At 64.8% G+C, this 18,199-nt stretch carries 16 protein-coding genes; 6 read left to right on the top strand and 10 right to left on the bottom strand.

The genetic code is table 11. From position 1 onward, the window contains the following. Nucleotides 1–94: 94 nt before the first annotated feature. A complete protein-coding gene (locus AC07PQ_RS12510) occupies nucleotides 95–1,000 on the bottom strand; it encodes a TauD/TfdA dioxygenase family protein (protein ID WP_495072390.1) in 906 nt (301 codons plus the stop codon). Nucleotides 1,001–1,183: 183 nt separating this feature from the next. Between AC07PQ_RS12510 and AC07PQ_RS12505 the strand changes: the two genes are divergently transcribed. Next, entirely contained in the window at nucleotides 1,184–2,104 is a 921-nt protein-coding gene (locus AC07PQ_RS12505; RefSeq protein WP_007932927.1) for a LysR family transcriptional regulator, read from the top strand. A gap of 220 nt (nucleotides 2,105–2,324) precedes the next feature. On the opposite strand, the gene AC07PQ_RS12500 is transcribed toward AC07PQ_RS12505, so the two are convergent. Further along, nucleotides 2,325–3,347, bottom strand: a complete 1,023-nt coding sequence (locus tag AC07PQ_RS12500; protein ID WP_007932510.1) for an ABC transporter substrate-binding protein — start codon at nucleotides 3,345–3,347, stop codon at nucleotides 2,325–2,327. Nucleotides 3,348–3,736: 389 nt separating this feature from the next. Between AC07PQ_RS12500 and AC07PQ_RS12495 the strand changes: the two genes are divergently transcribed. From AC07PQ_RS12495 to AC07PQ_RS12485, 3 genes are read left to right on the top strand one after another with little or no spacing between them, the layout of a single operon-like run. After that, nucleotides 3,737–5,332, top strand: coding sequence for an ABC transporter permease (locus tag AC07PQ_RS12495; RefSeq protein ID WP_493185608.1), 1,596 nt, complete (start codon nucleotides 3,737–3,739; stop codon nucleotides 5,330–5,332). Further along, a complete protein-coding gene (locus AC07PQ_RS12490; protein ID WP_493185607.1) occupies nucleotides 5,329–6,156 on the top strand; it encodes an ABC transporter ATP-binding protein in 828 nt (275 codons plus the stop codon). The genes AC07PQ_RS12495 and AC07PQ_RS12490 overlap by 4 nt, the downstream gene beginning before the upstream one ends. Nucleotides 6,157–6,170: 14 nt before the next feature. Further along, nucleotides 6,171–7,781 carry an arylsulfatase gene (locus tag AC07PQ_RS12485; RefSeq protein WP_493185606.1) on the top strand — a complete coding sequence of 537 codons (1,611 nt, stop codon included), beginning with the start codon at nucleotides 6,171–6,173 and terminating at the stop codon, nucleotides 7,779–7,781. 229 nt (nucleotides 7,782–8,010) lie between these two features. On the opposite strand, the gene AC07PQ_RS12480 is transcribed toward AC07PQ_RS12485, so the two are convergent. Further along, on the bottom strand, nucleotides 8,011–9,084 hold the full coding sequence (locus AC07PQ_RS12480; RefSeq protein WP_493185605.1) for a fatty acid desaturase: 1,074 nt from the start codon (nucleotides 9,082–9,084) through the stop codon (nucleotides 8,011–8,013). Between the two features lie 100 nt (nucleotides 9,085–9,184). Here AC07PQ_RS12480 and AC07PQ_RS12475 point away from each other — a divergent pair, with 100 nt between their 5' ends. Then, a complete protein-coding gene (locus AC07PQ_RS12475; RefSeq protein WP_009041634.1) occupies nucleotides 9,185–10,189 on the top strand; it encodes an AraC family transcriptional regulator in 1,005 nt (334 codons plus the stop codon). Nucleotides 10,190–10,335: 146 nt separating this feature from the next. Here AC07PQ_RS12475 and AC07PQ_RS12470 read toward each other — a convergent pair whose 3' ends face one another. Then, on the bottom strand, nucleotides 10,336–11,022 hold the full coding sequence (locus tag AC07PQ_RS12470) for a Crp/Fnr family transcriptional regulator (protein ID WP_493185604.1): 687 nt from the start codon (nucleotides 11,020–11,022) through the stop codon (nucleotides 10,336–10,338). Nucleotides 11,023–11,124: 102 nt separating this feature from the next. On the opposite strand from AC07PQ_RS12470, the gene AC07PQ_RS12465 reads away from it, so the two are divergent. Next, nucleotides 11,125–11,649 carry an Mpo1 family 2-hydroxy fatty acid dioxygenase gene (locus tag AC07PQ_RS12465; protein ID WP_101336456.1) on the top strand — a complete coding sequence of 175 codons (525 nt, stop codon included), beginning with the start codon at nucleotides 11,125–11,127 and terminating at the stop codon, nucleotides 11,647–11,649. A gap of 110 nt (nucleotides 11,650–11,759) precedes the next feature. Here AC07PQ_RS12465 and AC07PQ_RS12460 read toward each other — a convergent pair whose 3' ends face one another. From AC07PQ_RS12460 to dibA, 6 genes are all read right to left on the bottom strand, one after another. Further along, entirely contained in the window at nucleotides 11,760–12,749 is a 990-nt protein-coding gene (locus AC07PQ_RS12460; protein ID WP_007921524.1) for a sulfate/molybdate ABC transporter ATP-binding protein, read from the bottom strand. A gap of 3 nt (nucleotides 12,750–12,752) precedes the next feature. After that, complete coding sequence (gene cysW, locus AC07PQ_RS12455) at nucleotides 12,753–13,625, bottom strand: sulfate ABC transporter permease subunit CysW (protein WP_007921522.1); 873 nt, start codon at nucleotides 13,623–13,625, stop codon at nucleotides 12,753–12,755. Between the two features lie 13 nt (nucleotides 13,626–13,638). Continuing rightward, nucleotides 13,639–14,457: a sulfate ABC transporter permease subunit CysT gene (gene cysT / locus AC07PQ_RS12450; protein ID WP_007921521.1), complete on the bottom strand. Its 819-nt coding sequence runs from the start codon at nucleotides 14,455–14,457 to the stop codon at nucleotides 13,639–13,641. A 141-nt stretch (nucleotides 14,458–14,598) separates the two neighbouring features. Continuing rightward, entirely contained in the window at nucleotides 14,599–15,609 is a 1,011-nt protein-coding gene (locus AC07PQ_RS12445; RefSeq protein ID WP_007921518.1) for a sulfate ABC transporter substrate-binding protein, read from the bottom strand. Between the two features lie 155 nt (nucleotides 15,610–15,764). After that, on the bottom strand, nucleotides 15,765–15,947 hold the full coding sequence (oscA, locus tag AC07PQ_RS12440) for a sulfur starvation response protein OscA (RefSeq protein WP_007921516.1): 183 nt from the start codon (nucleotides 15,945–15,947) through the stop codon (nucleotides 15,765–15,767). A 299-nt stretch (nucleotides 15,948–16,246) separates the two neighbouring features. Continuing rightward, nucleotides 16,247–18,166 carry a phosphodiesterase DibA gene (dibA, locus tag AC07PQ_RS12435; protein ID WP_007921514.1) on the bottom strand — a complete coding sequence of 640 codons (1,920 nt, stop codon included), beginning with the start codon at nucleotides 18,164–18,166 and terminating at the stop codon, nucleotides 16,247–16,249. Between the last annotated feature and the right edge of the window lie 33 nt (nucleotides 18,167–18,199).

The following is an 18,199-nucleotide window of genomic DNA, read 5'->3' as shown; positions in this document are numbered from 1 at the left end:
ACCCGAAGGGGCGCGACGGCTCCAGGATCGCCGAAGGCCTGCGGCCTTATCGCAGCCTGCGGCAGCGGCTACAGAGAGCCTTGGGACGCCTCTGTCACAGCCCCTTGATGGTCTGGCTACGTTGCCCATGCACACCCACCGGCACGTCGCCCTTGAGGGTCACGCGGCGGACCACGCGGTCCTGGGTGCCGTAGTCATCGACCGCGTAATGCTGGGTCGAACGGTTGTCCCAGATCGCCACGTCACCGGCGGTCCAGCGCCAGCGCACGGTGTTTTCCAGACGCGTGACATGGCTTTGCAACAGGTTGAACAGGTGCGCCGAATCGGCCTGGGTATAGCCCTTGATGCGTTTGACGAAATGCCCGAGCACCAGGCTCTTCTCGCCGCTCACCGGGTGCACGCGCACCAGCGGGTGCTCGGTCTCGTAGACAGTGGAGGTGAACACCTTGCGGTAGTGCTCCAGCTTCTCCGCCGACACGTCGGGCTTGGCCCCGGCGTAGTCGTATTCGTTGCTGTGCACCGCCCAGAGCTTGTCCGCCAGCTCGCGCAGCTCCGCCGGCAGTTCGTTGTAGGCGGTGGCGGTGTTGGCCCAGACCGTGTCGCCACCGGAGGCCGGCGCCACCACCGAACGCAGGATCGAGGCCTTCGGGTAGGCATCGACGAAGGTCACGTCGGTGTGCCAGGAGTTGGCGCGCTGGCCCTCGGCGCCGTCCAGTTCGAGCAGGTAACGGGTGCCGTCGCGCACCGGTACGGTGGGGTGTGCCACCGGCTCGCCGAGCAGGTGGGAGAAGGCTTCCTGGCTCTGGTCGTCGAGGTGGGCCTGGCCACGGAAGAAGATCACCTTGTAGTCCACCAGCGCCTGCTGGATGGCTTCGACCGCGGCGGCATCCAGCTCGCCGGAGAGTTGCACGCCACGGATCTCGGCGCCGATACGGCCGGCCACCGGGTGGATCTCAAGCGCATGAACAGCGGGTTTAACGGCTAGTGCGGCATTGCTCATCGGGTAGACCCTCGTCTGACTGCTTACGGTTGAGCGGCAGCGAAACAACGCTCTATCTATATTCACTTTAGATCTAATAGATATTCACATGCTTCGTTGACGGAATAAGAGCTTGCATTTAAAACCTCATTCCTCACTCGTCGCAAATGCCTTCGGGCTATTTTTCGGATGCCGGGAAAGCATATGGATCTTCGCCAGTTGCGTTACTTCATCGCCCTCAACGAACACCGCAGTTTTGTCCGCGCGGCCGACGCCATGGGCATCACTCAGCCGGCCTTCAGCCGCAGTATCCAGGGCCTGGAGCAGGAGTTCGGCTGTGTGCTGGTGGACCGTGGCAACAAGGATTTGCGTCCCACCCCGGAAGGCCAGGTGGTGTTGCAGCACGCCCTGAGCCTGGTGCAGGGCGCGGCCTTGCTGAGCAGCGAAGTGACGCAGATGACCAAGCTCGACGCTGGCGAGCTGCGCTTCGGTTGCGGCCCGGCGCCGGCGGTGAAACTGGTGCCCGACGCGGTGGCGCAATTCACCGGCATCCACCCCAAGGTGCGCATCTGCCTGGAGGTGGATAACTGGGAAAAACTCAGCCGCAGCCTGAGCCGCGAAGAGATCGAATTCTTTATCGCCGACATCCGCCATTTCGAAGCCGACCCGAACTTCCAGACCCAGCCCCTGACGCCCAAGCGCGGGGTGTTTTTCTGCCGTCCGGGGCACCCGCTGCTGGCCAAGGAAAGCCTGTCGACCAACGACATGTTCGACTACCCGCTGGCCACCACCCTGATCCCGCCGGGGATCCGCAAGCTGCTGGCCAACCTCAGCGGGCGCATCGACTTTTCCCCGACCATCCAGACCGAGCACTTCCCGGCCCTGGTGAAGATCGTGCGCCAGTCCAATGCGATTGGCGTGGGCACCGAAGAAGCCTTCGTCGAGGACATCGAACAGGGTTCCCTGGCGCTGCTGCACTGGCGCAACCTGCCGCAGAACATCGAGAGCATGAACGCCCGCTGCGGCATCGTCAGCCGCACGGGATTTCGCCTGTCGCCGGCGGCCCGCAAGATGATCGAAGTGCTGGTGGCGGTGGATCGGCAGCAGGTCAGCATGGCGTCCTAGGACGCCATCGCGGGCAAGCTCGCGCCTACAGAAGACGCAATCTGTAGCCGCTGCCGAGCCCGCGAGGCTGCGATCGGCCCCGCAGGGGCCGCAAAACCATGCACCGCCTTCCTCCTGGTAAACCGCATGGACAGATTTGGCGAGGACTGCGTCCTCGTACGCAGCCTCGCAGGCTCGGCAGCGGCTACGGGACGTATTCCAAGCGGATTGCCAGGTGGCCTTATAGACCGGCGGCCGCCAACTGCGGCGCCACCCATTCGCTGACCTTGAACGGCTTGCGGATCAACCGCTGCTGCGCGGCCAGGTCCACCGCGTCCTGCAGTTTGCCGAGGAACACCGGGTCCAGGGTCGAGGGGAAGATTTCGCTGAAGCGCTGATCCTTGAGGTCCTGCTGCAGCACCGCCGGCGGGTAGCTGGCCAGCCCCGACACCAGCTCGATATAGGCGTCCTTGTTGCTGTCCTGGGTCAGCCACTGCACCGCCTGCTGTTGGGCCTTGAGCAGCTTCTCCACCACCTCGGGATGGGCATCGACGAAGGTGCCGCTGCCCACCAGCACCGCCTGCACGCTACCCGCGCCGCCCAGGTCCTTGGTGTTCAGCGGCACCTCGGCCAGGCCCTTGGCCTGCAAGGCGTTCAAGTTGGAACCGCCCCAGGTAGCATCGATCTGCTTCGCCGCCAGCGCCGCGACCGCCGCGTTGAAATCCAGGTTGATGATCTTCAGGTCCTTCTCGCTCAGACCCTGGCTGGCCAGCGCGGCATCCAGCGACAACTGCGTGGCCGTGCCGCGGAACACCGCGACCCGCTTGCCCTTGAGGTCCTGCAAGGTCTTGATCCCCGAGCCCGGCACCACTCCCAGGTACTGCTTGACCCCACGGGCGGTGGCGCTCAGCAGGCGGGTGTCCAGGCCGTTGGACTTGCCGATGATCGCCGCCAGGTCCCCCAGGTAGGCCAGGTCCACCTGGCCGTTGGCGAAGGCCTCGTTGATCACTGGGCCGGCGCCCTTGAAGTAGTTCCACTGGATGCTGATGCCCTGGTCGGCGAAGGCCTTTTCGAAGATCTGCTGCTGGCGCAGCACGTCCGTCACCCCGCCGCCGCTGTGCTGGGTGCCGGCGCTGAGGTCCGGCACGGCGATGCGAATCTGCTTGAGCTCATCCGCCTGGGCCAGCAGCGGCAGGTATCCCAGGAGCCCCGCCAGGGCCGGCGCGGCGAACAGACTGAGGACGCGTTTGAAGGGAAGGTTCATAAGGTGTGGCTCCTGGCTGCGACGGGCATTGAGGAGCAGAAGGTAGGCTCAAGGCGATCAAAGCTTTAAATACTATAAATTCACATTTTAATAACCCGTTCGAATAAACCAGCCAGGGCGCGGCTCTGCGCGGCATATGCATGGTCAGCATCGAAAATATTCTCCAAATGCATTGGATGCGGCGTGCCTGGAGGCCTTAAATGGCCTCTCTTATCTCCCAATAGCATCGATATAACTTTTTATATAACCAAACACGAACTGTAGGAGCGAGCTTGCTCGCGATAGGCCGCAGGCCGGTTTTGGCCCCGATGCCGCTATCGCGAGCAAGCTCGCTCCTACAGAAAGAAGACGGTTGAAATCAGCAAGAAACCCGACAACGGAGGTCGTCCATGGCCCGTGTTTCCCTTCTCAGCTTGCCGTTGGCCGCGCCCGCCGATAAGCCGCTGTCCTGGCCGCGCATCCACCGGCGGCTGTTGCCCTGGCTGCTGCCCCTGGGCCTGTTCGCCCTGTGGTGGCTGGCCAGCCGTAATGCCTGGATGAGCGAGCAGATCCTGCCGGCACCGGCCTTGGTCTGGAGCAGCGCGCTCGAGCTGGCCGGCGGCGAGCTGTGGAGCCATCTGGCGATCAGCCTGCAACGGCTGGCCTGGGGCCTGCTGGCGGGCATCGGCGCCGGCGCCGTGCTGGGCGCGGCGCTGGGTTCCAGCCGGCGCCTGGAACGCCTGGTGTTCCCCACCTTCGCCGCCCTGTCCCAGGTTCCGACCCTGGCCTGGATTCCGCTGTTCATGGTGTTTTTCGGCATCGGCGAACTGCTCAAGCTGGTGGTGCTGGTCAAGGCCATCGTGGTGCCGGTGACCCTGCATACCCTGGTCGGCGTGCGCGATGCCCAGCCCAGATTGCGCGAAGCCGCCGCCGTGCTGCGCCTGCCGCCGCTGCTGTTGATCCGCCGGCTGGTGCTGCCCGCCGCCCTGCCCGCCTTCATGGCCGGCGTGCGCCTGGCCCTGGCCGCCGGCTGGACCTCGCTGCTGGCGGTGGAGCTGCTGGCCTCCAGCGAAGGCATCGGCTACCTGATGGTCTGGGCGCGCCAGCTGTTCATGCTGGATATCGTCTTCGTCTGCATCGTGGTGATCGGGGTGATGGGCGTGGCCATGGACCGCGGCATCGGCCTGCTGGACAAGGCCCTGGTGCACTGGCCGCACCCGGCCATCGCGCAGATCCGCCGCGGCCCGCGCTACCAGAGCTGGCAACGCCTGCAGCCGTGGCTGCTACCGCTGTTCCTGCTGGCGCTGTGGCAAGTGGCGAACCGGCTGGAATGGGTCGACGCCAATATCCTGGTGAGCCCGCTGGCGGTGCTGCAAACCACCTGGAACGGCCTGCTCGACGGCAGCCTGTCGGGCGGCCTGGGCCTGAGCCTGCGGCGCACCCTCGGCGGCCTGCTGCTGGGGGGCGGCCTGGGGTTTGCCCTGGGCCTGCTGCTGGGCCTGTCGCCTCTGAGCGAACGTCTTCTGGGGCCGACCCTGGCGGCGCTGCGGCAGATCGCCATTTTCGCCTGGGTGCCGCTGCTCACCGCCTGGTTCGGCCTCGGGGAGCTGGCGAAATGGGTATTTGTCGCGCTGGCCGCGTTCTTCCCGCTGTTTATCGCCACCCAGCGCAGCGTCGCCAACCTGTCGCCGCAACTGACCGAGGCGGCGCAAGTGCTGCGCCTGAACCTCTGGCAACGCCTGCGCCGCCTGGTGCTGCCGGGCGCCGCGCCGGGGATCTTCGCCGGCCTGCGCCTGAGCCTGATCTACGCCTGGCTGGGGACCATCGGCGCGGAATATTTCATGCCGTCCAACGGCGGCATCGGCAGCCAGATGATCGGCGCCCAGCAGCTGCTGCGCATGGACCTGATCATGGCCGGCATGCTCCTGGTGGGGCTCACCGGCGCCCTGCTCAACCTTATTGGCCAACAGCTCGAAACCCGCGCCACACGCTGGAGACACGCATGAACGCACTCGTACCTTCCCCCATCGTCAGCTTCAGCCATGTGGGCAAGACCTTCGAGGTCGCCGGCGGCGAGCTGGAGGCGATCCGCGAATTCAACCTGGAGATTGCCGAGGGCGAATTCGTCGCCATCGTCGGCGCAAGCGGCTGCGGCAAATCCACCCTGCTGCGCCTGCTGATCGGCCTGGATACGCAGTTTCGCGGCGAGATCCGCGTCGACGGCAAGGCCGTCAACGGCATCGGCGGCGAACGCGGCATCGTGTTCCAGGAACATCGCCTGTTCCCCTGGCTGACGGTCGAGGAAAACATCGGCCTGGGCCTGGTCAACGAAGCTTTGAGCACCACAGAACGGCAAACCCGCATCACCGATTTCATCGAACTGGTGGGCCTCACCGACTTCACCCGCGCCTACCCGCACCAGCTGTCCGGCGGCATGGCGCAACGAGTAGCCATCGCTCGTGGCCTGGTGGCCAGCCCGCGCATCCTGCTGCTGGACGAACCCTTCGGCGCCCTCGACGCGCTGACCCGCCAGCAGATGCAGGACGAGCTGCTGGCGATCCGCGAGCGGGCCAGGATCACCACGGTGCTGGTCACCCATGACGTCGAGGAAGCGATCTTCCTCGCCGACCGCGTGGTGGTGATGGAGCCGCGCCCGGGCCGGATCAAGCGGGTGGTGGACATCGCCCTGCCCCATCCGCGCCAGCGCAGCAGTTTCGACTTCCACCAGGTGCGCGAAGAACTGCTCCACGAACTGACCCGTGACTATCACTACCAGGTGCCTTTGCCCGCCCAGATCCGTGACCTGCCACTGGCCTTTATTGCTTGCTGATGAGGAGTGAACAGATGCCGCAACGTCCCAACTTCCTGGTGATCCTGGCCGACGACCTGGGCTTTTCCGATCTCGGTGCCTTCGGCGGCGAAATCGCCACGCCGAACCTCGATGCCCTGGCCGAAGGCGGCCTGCGCCTGACCGACTTCCACACCGCGCCGACCTGCTCGCCGACCCGCTCCATGCTGCTTACCGGCACCGATCACCATATCGCTGGCATCGGCACCATGGCCGAGGCCCTGACCCCGGAACTGATCGGCAAGCCGGGCTACGAGGGCCACCTCAACGACCGCGTGGTGGCCCTGCCCGAGCTGCTGCGCGACGCCGGCTACCAGACCCTGATGAGCGGCAAATGGCACCTGGGCCTGACCGCCGAACTGGCGCCCCATGCCCGGGGTTTCGAGCGTTCGTTCTCGCTGCTGCCCGGCGCCGCCAACCACTACGGTTTCGAGCCGACCTACGACGAACACACCCCAGGGCTGCTCAAATCCACCCCGGCGCTGTACATCGAGGACGACCGCTTCATCGAGCAATTGCCCAAGGATTTCTATTCCTCCGACGCCTTCGGCGACAAGCTGCTGCAGTACCTCAAGGAGCGCGACCAGACCCGGCCGTTCTTCGCCTACCTGCCGTTTTCCGCGCCGCACTGGCCGTTGCAGGCGCCCGAGGAGGTGGTCGCCAAGTACCGTGGCCGCTATGACGCCGGCCCCGAGGTGCTGCGCCTGGAGCGCCTGGAAAAGCTCAAGCAACTGGGGCTGATCGAGGCCGATGTGGAGCCGCACCCGCTGCTGGGCCTGAGCGCCGAATGGGCGGCCTTGAGCAAGCAGCAGCGGCAGGTTTCCGCGCGGGCCATGGAGGTCTACGCGGCGATGGTCGAGCGCATGGACTGGAACATCGGCCGGGTGGTGGACTACCTGCGCCAGCAGGGCCAGCTGGACAACACCTTTATCCTGTTCATGTCCGACAACGGTGCCGAAGGCGCGCTGCTGGAAGCCTTCCCCAAGTTCGGCCCGCAGCTTTTGACCTACCTCAACCAGCACTACGACAACAGCCTGGACAACATCGGCCGCGCCAACTCCTACGTCTGGTACGGCCCGGCCTGGGCCCAGGTCGCCACCGCGCCGTCACGCCTGTTCAAGGCCTTCACCACCGAAGGCGGGATCCGCGTACCGGCGCTGGTGCATTACCCGCAGTTGGCACTCAAGGGACGGATCAGCCATGGCTTCGGCACGGTGATGGACATCACCCCGACCATTCTCGACCTGGCCGGCGTGCGTCATCCCGGCAAGCGCTGGCGCGGCAAGGAGGTGGCGCCATTGCGCGGCAAGTCGTGGCTGGGTTTCCTGTCCGGCGAGACCGCGCAGGTGCATGACGAACACACGGTCACCGGCTGGGAACTGTTCGGCCGCCGGGCGATTCGCCAGGGCCAGTGGAAAGCGGTGTACATCCCCGGCCCCGTGGGCCCGGCGACCTGGCAGCTGTACGACCTGAGCCAGGACCCGGGGGAGATCCACGACCTGGCCCAAAGCGAGCCGGGCAAGCTCGACGCGCTGATCGGCCACTGGCAGCAGTACGTGGACGAAACCGGAGTGATCCTCAGCGCCTCGCCGTTCCAGCCAGATTGAGGCCCTTCTGTAGCCGCTGCCGCAGGCTGCGATGGTCCGGGCCACGCTGGTCGCAGGACCGCCTAGGGCCTTGAGATCGCTGCGGCCGTACCGGCCGATCGCAGCCTGCGGCAGCGGCTACAGGGGGAAGATGCCGAAGGTTGTAGCGTCAGGAAAATCGTTATCGCGGGCAAGCCTCGCTCCTACAGAAGCAGAGGCTTGCCCGCGATTGGCCCTCAACGCCGATACATCACGCCCCGACACCCCGCACCGCCTGCGCCGCCACCTGTTCCTTGCGGATAAAGCGGTTGGCCCGGCCGAAGGTGCCGAAATCGTTGAAGCGCACGCCCATCTCGGCCATCACCTTGTGCGCCACCGGCGCGGTCAGCTGGCGGATGTAGAAGGGTTCCTTGACCACGAAATGATGGATGCCGTGGGTGCTGCCGAAGTTGCAGCAGAACGCCTGCAACGGCCACAGCCACCAGGGGTTGAGCACCTGGGTCTGCTGGATCACGTTGCCCGCTTCGATGTCGCCGTAGTAGTGCATGTTCGAGCTGACAAAATGCAGGCAGAAGGTGCGCAGCACGTTGGGGCCGACGATCACCACCACGGCGATATCGAGCACCTGCATCACTGCCAGGGTGCTGGCCGACCAGTCGATGGGCGAACCCAGCAGCGCGGCGACGCCATTGGCGGCGTGGAAGCCGAGGAACACATACCAAGCCCCCCAGTGCAACAGCGCCAGCGGCGCGTACACCTTCAGGGTGCGCTTGAGGATGCTGCGCTTGTGCGCCCAGGTCCTGGCGCGCAGGGTGCGGATCAATGACGACATGACATTGTCGCCAACCATCAGCAGGCGGGCGATGCCCCAGGGCTCGCCGTTGGTGATGGCGCGCTCCTCCATATCGGCCTCGGTGCCGGACACCTTGTGGTGATTGAGGTGCAGATGGCGGCGGATCCACGGGTTGATGGTGCTCGGCCGCGCCAGCCAGACCAGCGCCAGCATCAGGTTGTGGGGGACGCGCTGCTTGCGGAAATACATGCTGTGGATCAGGTCGTGTTCCAGCTCGTGGGTCAAGGAGGCAAAAAACGCGTTGAGCAGCAGGCAGGCCCACCAGGCCAGGTACCCGCCGATATAGAGCGCCGCCGTGCCGATCATCCCGGCCAGGGCCAAGGCCAGAATGCCTGCGCCCAGCGCGTCCTGATGCTTGAGCAGCGGGTAGCGCTCGCGCAACTCGACGCCCCTGGCCAGCACCACCTCGCGAATACGCGCCGATCGTTGCTGTGCATTCAGCCGGTCGGGACTTGCAGAAGTACCGTACATGCTTCCATCCTCTGGTTATTGATGTTCGCATCCTGCCCTGCGCCCACGCGCCGGGCGCTAGCCGCGGACGCCAACCTGTTGACCGGACGCGCCAACCGCCATGACCGAACCCACTTCCCTCGCCAGCTGGACCCGCGCCCTGCGCAAGCAGCTCGATGCCCTGGGCCTCGACAGCACCGCCTTGTGCCACCAGGCCGGCCTCGACCCACAACTGATGGACGATCCCAACGCGCGTTACCCGCTGTCGGCCACCACCCGCCTGTGGCAGCTGGCGGTGCAGGCCAGCGGCGACCCGGCCATAGGTTTGCGGGTCTCGCGCTTCGTCAGCCCGACCACCTTCCATGCCCTGGGTTATGCGCTGGTGGCCAGCGGCAGCCTGCGGGAAGTGTTCGAGCGCATCGTGCGTTATCACCAGGTGGTCAGCGATGCCCTGGAGCTGGAGCTGACCCGCACCGAGGACCGCTATCGCTTTCGCCTGAAGGTCCCCGAGGGCAATCCGGAGCCGGCGGTCGAGGCCATCGACGCCTTTGTCGCGATCTACGTGCGCACCTGCCGCAACCGCCTGGGCCGCGACTACGCGCCGCTGGCGGTGTACCTGCGGCGCCCCGAGCCGGCGGACCCTAGGCAATGGCACACGGTGTTTCGCGCGCCGGTGTTTTTCGGCGCCGACGAGGATCGCCTGGAGTTCGGCCTGCACGATTTCGACAGCCACCTGGACGACGCCAACCCGGAACTGGCCGAACACAACGAGGCGGTGCTCAAGCGCACCCTGATGCAACTGCAACCCTTGACCTGGGAGCGCAAGGTGCGCGGGGTGATCGAGGCCCAGCTGCCGGAGGGCGAACCTTCGGCCGAACGGGTGGCCCAGGCCCTGCACCTGAGCCTGCGCAGCCTGCAACGCCACCTGGCGGACGAGGGCTGTCGCTTCGACACCCTACTCAACGAATGCCGGGAGAACCTCGCCCTGCTGCACCTGCGCGACCCGCAGTGCTCCCTGAGCGAGATCAGCTACCTGCTGGGGTTCGCCGACGCCAGCAGCTTCAGCCGCGCGTTCAAGCGCTGGACCGGGATGACCCCGGGGCAGTTTCGCGATGGGTTGCGTTAGCCGTGGATTGGCGGTGTCGGTACGGGCCTCATCGCGGGCACGCCTCGCTCCTACAGATCGGCGTCGTTCGTAAATGGCACGAATGACACAACCCTGTAGGAGCGAGCGGGCGGCGATCCGACTTGCCCGCGATAGCGATCTAAGGGTCAAACTCCGGCCAATACCCGCAACCGCGCTTCGTCGAGGATCTCGATCTCGCCGTAACCCAGCTTGAGAATGCCCTGCCCCTGCAAGTCCTTGAGGATCTGGTTGGTGGTCTGGCGCGACAGCGACAGCAGCAGCGCCAGTTGCTCCTGGGGCAGGTGCAGGACCCGCCGCGTGGTGTCGGTTTCGCCGTAGCCGCGGGCGATCATCAACAGGCGGTTGGCCACCCGCGCCGGGGCCGGCATCAGGCTCAGCTGTTCGAGGTTGATAAAGGTCAGGCGCAGCTTGTGGCTCATCAACAGCGCCAGCTGCCGCCAGTATTGCGGGTGATCGTCCAGCAGTTCGAGCAATGCCGCCTGGGGCACATTGAGCAGGCTGCACGGGCCCACGGCATAGGCGTCATGGGTGCGCGGCTGGCCGTCGAACAGGCTGATCTCGCCGAACCAGTGCGGCGCCTCCACCAGGCTCAGCAGCGCCTCCTTGCCCTCCTCGCTGACCGCGCCGATGCGCACCGTGCCTTCCAGTACCGCGTACAGGCCGCAGGGCGGATCGCCGCGCTGGAACAGCCGTTGGCCCGGCGCCAGCGAGCGCAAACGGGCATTGGCCAGCAGACTATTCTGTAATTGAACGGGCAAGCGGCTGAACCACTGGCCACTCATCAGGCGCTCACGCCAGACCTGCATCTTCATCGATAGCGTTATCCAAACGGGCAGCGAGCCGATTGTCGCCTAGCCGACAGAACCGGTGACCGGCGCAGGGCATGATTCGATCACCCTACAGGAGGAACAACAATGAAAAGCCTCGTCGACCATCTCAGTCAATACGCCGCCTACCACCGTGATCCACGCAACATCGCCAGCCACTTTATCGGCATTCCGCTGATTGTGCTGGCCGTCGCCGTACTGCTGTCGCGCCCCGCCTGGCCGGTCGCCGGGCTGTGGCTGTCGCCGGCGCTGCTGCTGGCGCTGGCGTCCTGCGCGTTCTACCTGCGCCTGGAACTGCGCCTGGGCCTGCTGATGACGCTGTTGATGGGGCTGTCGGTGTGGGCCGGCCATGGGCTGGCGCAGCAAAGCACCCTGGTCTGGCTGGCCAGCGGGGTGGGCATGTTCGTGATCGGCTGGGTGATCCAGTTCGTCGGCCATTACTACGAAGGACGCAAGCCGGCCTTTGTCGATGACGTCTCGGGGCTGATCGTCGGGCCGTTGTTCGTGGTGGCGGAGCTGGCGTTTCTGCTGGGGCTGCGCCAGGCGCTCAAGCATGAGATCGAGGCGCGGGCGGGAGGGGTGCGGGTCAATCCGAAGCGCGCCGCTGTTTGAAATGGCTATCGCGAGCAAGCTCGCTCCTACAAGGGATGTGGTTGACCATAAGCTCATGGGTCATCCCCGGATCATTGTAGGAGCGAGCTTGCTCGCGATGCTTTCGGCTTTTAGATATTGGCGACCTTCTGCCAGACCTTGGGCTTGAAGAACAGCGTCTCGCCCTTGGCCAGCCCGACCAGGCTGTCATGGTCTTTCACCACTTCGGCCTCGATCAGTTCGCTCTGCCCTTCGACCTTCAAGGTCACCCGGGTGGTGGCGCCCAGCGGACGGATATCGCGCACTTCGGCGGCATGGTGGTCGGCCAGTTCGGAGCGTGACAGCGACACTTCGTGCGGACGGAACAGCACATGGTGATCCTCGCCCAGGTGCAGGCGGTTGGAGTCGCCGAGGAAGTGATAGACGAAGTCGCTGGCCGGGTTCTCGTACACCTCGCCCGGCGAGCCGATCTGCTCGATCACGCCCTTGTTCATCACCACGATACGGTCCGCCACTTCCATGGCTTCTTCCTGGTCGTGGGTGACGAATACCGAGGTCAGGTTGATGTCTTCGTGCAGCCGCGCCAGCCAGCGCCGCAGCTCCTTGCGCACCTTGGCATCCAGGGCGCCGAAGGGTTCGTCCAGCAGCAGCACTTTCGGCTCCACCGCCAGGGCGCGGGCCAGGGCGATCCGCTGGCGCTGGCCACCGGACAGCTGTTCCGGGTAGCGGTCGGCGAGCCAGTCCAGCTGCACCATGTTCAACAGCTCATGGACCTTCTCGGCGATCTTGCTTTCGCTCGGGCGCTGGTTCTTCGGCTTCATGCGCAGGCCGAAGGCGACGTTGTCGAACACGCTCATATGGCGGAACAGCGCGTAGTGCTGGAACACGAAACCGACGTTGCGATCGCGCACGTCGTGGCCGGAGACGTCCTCGCCGTGGAACACGATGCTGCCGGCGTCCGGGGTTTCCAGGCCGGCGATGATCCGCAGCAGGGTGGTCTTGCCGCAGCCGGACGGGCCCAGCAGCGCCACCAGCTCGCCGCTCTGGATGTCCAGGTTGATGCTGTTCAGGGCCTTGAAGGCGTTGAAGTTCTTGCTGACGTTACGGACTTCGATCGACATGATTCATTCCTCCGCGGCGCTGGCGCGCAGGCGGTTGATACGGTTTTCGCTCCACTGCTTGAGCAGCAGGATGAAGAGCGCCAGGATCAGCAACAGGCTCGCGACGGCGAACGCGGCGACGTGGTTGTATTCGTTGTAGAGGATCTCGACGTGCAGCGGCAGGGTGTTGGTCACCCCGCGAATGTGCCCGGAAACCACCGACACCGCGCCGAACTCACCCATGGCCCGCGCGGTGCAGAGCACCACGCCGTAGATCAGGCCCCACTTGATGTTCGGCACGGTCACATGCCAGAACATCTGCCAGCCGTTGGCCCCCAGCAGCCGCGCGGCTTCCTCTTCCTGGGTGCCCTGCTCCTGCATCAGCGGGATCAGCTCACGGGCGACGAAGGGCACGGTGACGAAGATGGTCGCCAGGACGATGCCCGGCAGGGCGAACACGATCTGGATATCGTGATCCTGCAGCCACGGCCCGAACAGGCCCTGGGCGCCGAACATCAGCACATAGACCAGGCCGGCGATCACCGGCGAGACTGAGAACGGCAAATCGATCAGGGTCACCAGGATGCTCTTGCCGCGGAAGGTGTACTTGCTCACACACCAGGCGGCGCTGACGCCGAACACCAGGTTCAGCGGCACCGAGATCAGCACGGCGATCACCGTCAGCTTCAGGGCCGACAACGCGTCCGGCTCGAAGATCGCGGCGAAGAACGCGCCGAGGCCGAGCTTGAGCCCCTGGGACACCACGATAAACAGCGGCAGCAGCAGGAACAGGGCGAAGATCAGCCAGCCGAGGCCGATCAGGATGCGCCGCGAGGTGGCGCTGCCACGACGGTCGGCGTTGGCCGAAGAGGCTGCGGAAATGGACGATTGGGACATGGTTCGCGCCTCCTTAAGGTCGTTCGATGCGCCGCTGCAGCAGGTTGATCAGCAGCAACAGGACAAAGGAAACCACCAGCATCAACACGCCGATGGAGGTCGCGCCGGTGTAATCGTACTGGTCGAGCTTGACCATGATCAGCAGCGGCAGGATTTCGGTTTTCATCGGCATGTTGCCGGCGATGAAGATCACCGAGCCGTACTCGCCGACACCCCGGGCAAAGGCCAGGGCGAAGCCAGTCAGCCAGGCCGGCAGCAGCGCCGGTACCAGGATGTGGCGGAACACCTGCCAGGGCTTGGCGCCGAGGCAGGCGGCGGCTTCTTCGACCTCACGGGGAATATCGGCCAGCACCGGCTGTACGGTGCGCACCACGAACGGCAGGGTGACGAAGGTCAGCGCCAGGGTGATGCCCAGGGGGGTATAGGCAATCTTGAAACCCAGGTCGGTGGCGAACTGGCCGACCAGGCCGGTCGGCGCGTACAGCGCGGTCAGCGCGATACCGGCCACCGCGGTGGGCAAGGCGAACGGCAGGTCGATCATCGCATCGATGATCTTGCGTCCGGGAAAGCTGTAGCGCACCAACACCCAGGCCAGCAGCGTGCCGATCACGCCATTGATGATCGCCGCGTACAGCGCCGTGCCGAAGCTCAGCTTGAGCGCGGCGAGCACCCGCGGCGCCGAGACAATGGCCCAGAACTGATCCCAGGTGAGTTGGGCGGCATGCACGAACATCGCCGCCAGGGGTATGAGCACAATCAGGCTGAGGTACACCAAGGTGTAGCCCAGCGTCAGCCCGAAGCCGGGTATGACGGGGGAGATACGACGCGACATAAAAGTCCTTGGTTAGCGGGTAGATACCATTGTAGGAGCGAGCTTGCTCGCGAAGAACTCAAGGGCACCGCGCTCAATCAGAATGTACGCGTTATCGTTGACGATCTTCGCGAGCAAGCTCGCTCCTACAGGTAGTGTTGCTTACTGCGCCTGGTAGATCTGGTCGAACACCCCGCCATCGTTGAAGAATTTCGGTTGGGCAGTTTTCCAGCCGCCGAAGTCCTTGTCGATGGTCACCAGGTCCAGTTTGGGGAACTGCTGGGCGTATTTGGCCGCCACATCCTTGTCCCGCGGACGATAGAAGTTCTTCGCCGCGATTTCCTGGCCAGCCGGGCTGTACAGGTGCTTGAGGTAGGCCTCGGCGATCTCGGTGTTGCCCTTTTTCTCGGCGTTCTTGTCCACCACCGCCACGGGCGGCTCGGCGAGGATCGACAGCGAAGGCACCACGATGTCGAACTTGTCGGCGCCGCCGTCTTCCTTCAATGCCAGGAAGGCTTCGTTTTCCCAGGCCAGCAACACGTCGCCCTGACCGTTGTTGACGAAGGTGATGGTCGAGCCGCGGGCGCCGGTATCCAGCACCGGTACGTGCTTGAACAGCTCCTTCACGTATTCCTGGGCACGGGCTTCGCTGCCACCGGCTTTCAGGCCATAGGCCCAGGCGGCGAGGAAGTTCCAGCGGGCGCCGCCGGAGGTTTTCGGGTTCGGCGTGATCACCGACACGTCTTTCTTGATCAGGTCGCCCCAGTCCTTGATGCCCTTGGGGTTGCCCTTGCGCACCAGGAACACGATGGTCGAGGTGTAGGGCGTGCTCGCATCCGGCAGGCGTGTTTGCCAGTCGGCCGGCAGGGTCTTGCCGAGCTTGGCGATTTCATCGATGTCGCCGGCCAGGGCCAGGGTCACCACATCGGCGCGCAGGCCGTCGATCACCGCACGGCCCTGCTTGCCCGAGCCACCGTGGGATTGCTGGATCTTGACGTTGTCGCCCGGGTGTTCCTTTTTCCAGAAGCTTGTGAATTCGCTGTTGTAGTCCTGGTACAGCTCGCGGGTCGGGTCGTACGACACGTTGAGCAACTCGTAATCCTTGGCAACGGCGGAACCGGCAAAAACGGCGCTGGCGAGGGCGGCCAGGGCATAACGGCGAATCGACGACATGATGGAGCTCCCGAAATTTTTTAATGTGCTGGCATTTTTCTTATGGCGAATCAGGCCCGCATTCGTGGGCGAACGCTGGGGTTCAAATTGGGGGTCATGAATGACGCCCTCCGGTTGTCCAGTCGGGCCTCTCGTGGCGAGAGGTGGTGCGGCGTTCAGCTTGGTTTGTTGCCAGGGTGTTGCAGGCGGAACTTTTCCTTGCGTTCGATCTGCACGACCTGGGCGTTGTGCACGGTGATTTCCACCGCGCCGAAACGCAGGTCGCGCAATGCGCTTTGAATCTCGCGCAAGATGGTTTGTTCGTCCTGGCCGTCAACGCTACGAAGAGATGCGCTCATGGTGTTGCTCCTGAATGAGATGTGCCTGGCAGTGGCGGCACTGCTTGCGGCGTGAGGGCAATAGTAGATAGGCGCAGATATTCTTAAAAATACTATTTAAGAATGTTTATATAACCAGAAGAAATTATTTGAATTGACGCGGGGTTGCGTCTCTTCAGGCGGCAGAAAACCCTGTAGCCGCTGCCGCAGGCTGCGATAGGACCGCAGGTCCTCCTGCGTCCTCACGAGCGCCACGGCCGTTCCGGCCGATCGCAGCCTGCGGCAGCGGCTACAGGGTGGAATCGATGCAAGCCTGGCAATCAGTGGATCTGCGGCGCCCGGTTCCATTGCAGTTGCGCCGCCGGCACCGGGCGGCCGAACCAGTAACCCTGGCCCAGGTCGCAGCCCTGGTCGAGGAGAAAGCGCGCCTGTTCCACCTGTTCGATGCCTTCGGCGTGCACCTGCATGCCCATGCTCTGGGCCAGGGCGATGATCACCCGGGAGATCGCCGCGTCGTCTTCGTCCCCCGGCAGGCCAGCGACAAAACCCTGGTCGATCTTCAGCTTCTGCACCGGCAGGCGCTTGAGCCGCAACAGCGAGGAATAACCGGTGCCGAAGTCGTCGATGGCCAGGCGCAGCCCCAGTTCGCGCAGGCGATGCATCTGCTCCAGGGCGACTTCCGGGTCTTCCATCACCGCGCTTTCGGTGACTTCCAGCTCCAGGTAGGCCGGGTCCAGGCCGGTGTCGTGCAGCACCTGGGCCACCTGCTGGTACAGCTCGCGGCGGGCGAACAGGCGGCTGGAGACATTCACCGCGACGAACGACAACGCCATGCCCTCCGCCTGCCATTGGCACATCTGCCGACAGGCCTGCTGCATGACCCAGGCATCGATCTCGGCGATCAGCCCGGCGCGCTCGGCAATCGGAATGAACTCCCCAGGCGGCACCAGGCCACGCTGCGGATGCTCCCAGCGCACCAGCGCCTCGACCCCGACCAGGCGGCTGCTGGCAAGGTCGTGCACCGGCTGGTAGAACACCCGAAGCTCCTGCTGCTCCAGGGCGCGGCGCAATTCGAAGGCAATTTCCACCCGTTGCTGGGCGTGGGCCGTCAGTTCCTCGGTGTACAGCGCGTAACTGTCGCGCCCGGCGCTCTTGGCCTTGAACAACGCCGTGTCGGCATTGCGCAACAGTTGCTCGGCGCTCAGGGCATCGCTGGGAAACAGGCTGATGCCGATGCTGGCATTGATGAACAGCTGGTTCTCGTCCATCAGGAAAGGCTGCTTCACCCCGTCGATGATGCGCTGCGCCAGCACCGCGGCCTGCCCCGGCTGCGCGCAGCTCTCGACCAGCACCGCGAACTCGTCGCCGCCCAGCCGCGCCAGGGTGATGCCCGGGCCGAACATGCCTTGCAGGCGCTGGGCCACGGCCTTGAGCAGGCGGTCGCCGACATTGTGTCCGAGGCTGTCGTTGATCATCTTGAAGTGATCCAGGTCGACCATCAGCAGCGCACAGCCGCGCTTGTGGATCTGCGCCGACGCCAGGGCCTGCTCGGCACGGTCGGTGAACAGCAGGCGATTGGGCAGGTCGGTCAGCGGGTCGTGGTGCGCCAGGTGGGCCAGTTCGTGCTCGGAATCCTTGATCGCGCTGATGTCGGAAAACACCGCGACATAGTGGCTGAGCTGGCCGTCGTCATCGCGGATGGCGCGGATGGTCTGCCACTGCGGGTAGATCTCGCCGCATTTGCGTCGGTTCCAGATCTCGCCGCTCCACTCGCCCGTGGCGTTCAGCGAATCGAACATGGCCTGGTAGAAATCCGCCGTGTGGTGCCCGGACTTGAACAGGCTCGGCTGGCGGCCCAGCACCTCGTCGCGCTGATAGCCGGTGATCTCGATGAACGCGCGGTTCACGTGGACGATCTGGCCCCGGCGGTCGCTGACCAGCACACCTTCGCGGGTGCAATCGAACACAGCGGCCGCCTGGCGCAGACGCTCGCGGTCCTCGCGCTGGTGATGCCGCCAGGAGTCGGCACCCAGCAAACGCAGCAGACGGCCCCGCGCGATGAAGATCAGGACCGCGCTGACCAGGGCCCAGAGATACCCGTTGATCAGTTGCCAGCGCGCCAGATCGTTCGACTCATCGAAGAAACTGCTCAATAAATGACCACTGAGCTGCAACCACACCACAGACAACAAGAGATAGAGCAAGGCTGCGCGCAAAGCGTCGCGGGAAGAAACCGACATAAGGTCGTCAATGTCCTTACGGAAAGCTTGGGA

Source organism: Pseudomonas sp. GW821-FHT09E12, assembly GCF_059416085.1.
The sequence above is the reverse complement of the archived record's forward strand: the minus strand, read 5'-3'. Positions and strand labels throughout refer to the sequence as shown.